The 1,943-nt window shown below is 68.9% G+C and carries 2 protein-coding genes; both read right to left on the minus strand.

What is annotated here, in order from left to right:
- On the minus strand, positions 1–1,187 hold a 1,187-nt coding region (locus ACZY0B_RS27310), incomplete at its 3' end, for a PPE family protein (protein WP_463767348.1).
- A 73-nt stretch (positions 1,188–1,260) separates the two neighbouring features.
- Positions 1,261–1,943, minus strand: a 683-nt coding sequence (locus ACZY0B_RS27315; protein ID WP_463767349.1) for a PPE family protein, SVP subgroup, incomplete at its 5' end; no start/stop codon positions are given.

The raw sequence follows: 1,943 nt of genomic DNA on the forward strand, positions 1-1,943 counted from the left end.
TTGATCGGGGTCATGCGATTGCGGATCCCGGCACGTACCACGGTGGGGCCTCCGGAGCCCATGGCACTGCCCAGCATCCCCGCCATCCCCATCGAACTGAACAGGCTTCCCTCGCCAAGCGCGGCAGCGGGAATGGCCTCAGGCCCGGCGGCCGTCAGGGCGGCGGCCACCGTCCGGATCGAAGGGGTGGCCGAGGCCCAGCTCGGCGGGACTGTCAACGACCCGACCAAGGTGCCACGCGCAAAACCGGCCGTAGGGCTGATCGCGTCGAACAGCGTGCCGCGGGTGAAGCCCAACGCACCAAGGCCGGCTCCCAGCGCATCCTTCGGGAGCGCACCGTAGGCCACCGGTGGGGCGAATTTGAGCCACTGGGACACCGGGAAGTTGATCAGCAGCCCGATGTCGTTGAACGTCGTGGTCAGGCCGACGGGAACCTTGACGGCGTTGTACATCGCCGTGTAAAAGCTGGCTCCGCCAGGGACGGTGTTCAGGAGATTTGTCCAGAAGGTCTGGTAAGCGGTGGCGAGATTGGCCAGCCCCGACAGTGGCCCGGTTGCGCCGGTCGTGGCGGCCGCCGCTGCCGCGGTTGACGCCGCGTTGCCGGCCGCGGTGTTGGTGGACGCGGTGAGCGCGGCCGCCTGCATCTCGGGGCCCGCGGCGTTGGTGGTCTGCGGTGCCGGGCTGAAGTCCGCCAAGCTGTTGGAGGTGGTGGCCGAGGACGCGAAATAGGTGTCCATCGCCTCGGCGTCCTGGGCCCACATCTCGCCGTATTGCGCTTCGGTGGCCGCGATCGCCGCGGTGTTCTGCCCGAAGGTGTTGGTCGCCATCAGCTGCGCCAGCAGTTCACGGTTGGCCGCGATCACCGGCGGCGGCACGTGCGCGGCGAACGCCGTTTCATAGGCGGTCGCCGCCTGGGTCGCTTGCACCGCGGTTTGGGCGGCCTGGGTGGCGGTTTGTTGCATCCAGGCCACGTAGGGCGCGGCCGAGGCCGCCATCGCAAGCGACGACGGACCGACCCAGGGGCCGGTGGTCAGATTCGAGAGCACCGAAGAGTAGGAGGTCGCGGTGGATTGCAGTTCGGTGGACAGGTTCTCCCAGGCAGTGGCGGCCGCCACCAACGACTCCGCCCCCGGACCGCTGTACATCCGGCCCGAGTTGAACTCCGGCGGGAAGGCTCCGTAAAACATGTCTTTACCCCTTACCTGGTGGCGAGCGCTTGGCTGGACGGCGCCGGGCTGCTGTGCATTGTGGTCATCGCGATCAGTCCTCCAAGGCAGGGATCACGATGATGGTGGCGGCGGCGGGGTCGGCTTCCGCGACGATGCCGCCCAATGTGGCTGCCGTCGCGGCACTGCCGCTGACCGAATGGGTTGCGGTGGCGGCCACGGCGCGGCCGGCCAGGCTGGACAGCGCCATCTGGCTGAAAACGCCTTCCTCGCCGACCATGGCAGCCGGGGCGGCCGCCAAGTTGGTGGGCAGCGCCTGCGCGAGCATTCTGATGTTCGGGGCGGCCTCGGTCCACCCCTGCGGCACCGACATGCTTCCCACCAATGCTGACCTACCCATCGACCCGGTGACCGGGCCGCCACCAACCGCGGAGCTCAGCATCGGATGGATGCCGCCGGCGCCCCTGGTCAACGGCTCCAACTGACCCTTGATGAACTTCGGCCCGGACAGATAGGCCTGGGCCGACTGCCCGTTCTGGCCCCAGGCGTACGCCTGACCGAACGACAGGAACGGCCCACCGGGAATGGTGCTCCACGACTGGGGCGAGTAGACGCCGGTGAGGGCGCCGAAGATGGTGTTCCAGTTGGTCACGGCGGGCGGCACCGTCAGTCCTGTCGACGGGGCGGCGGCAGCCGTCGTCGACAGGGTCTGCGCAGCCGGCGCCGTCGTGGTCGCCAGTTGCGATAGGTGGGTCGCGGTGTTGGTCCCCGACGTGG

This window comes from Mycobacterium sp. IDUB_19 (assembly GCF_055419445.1).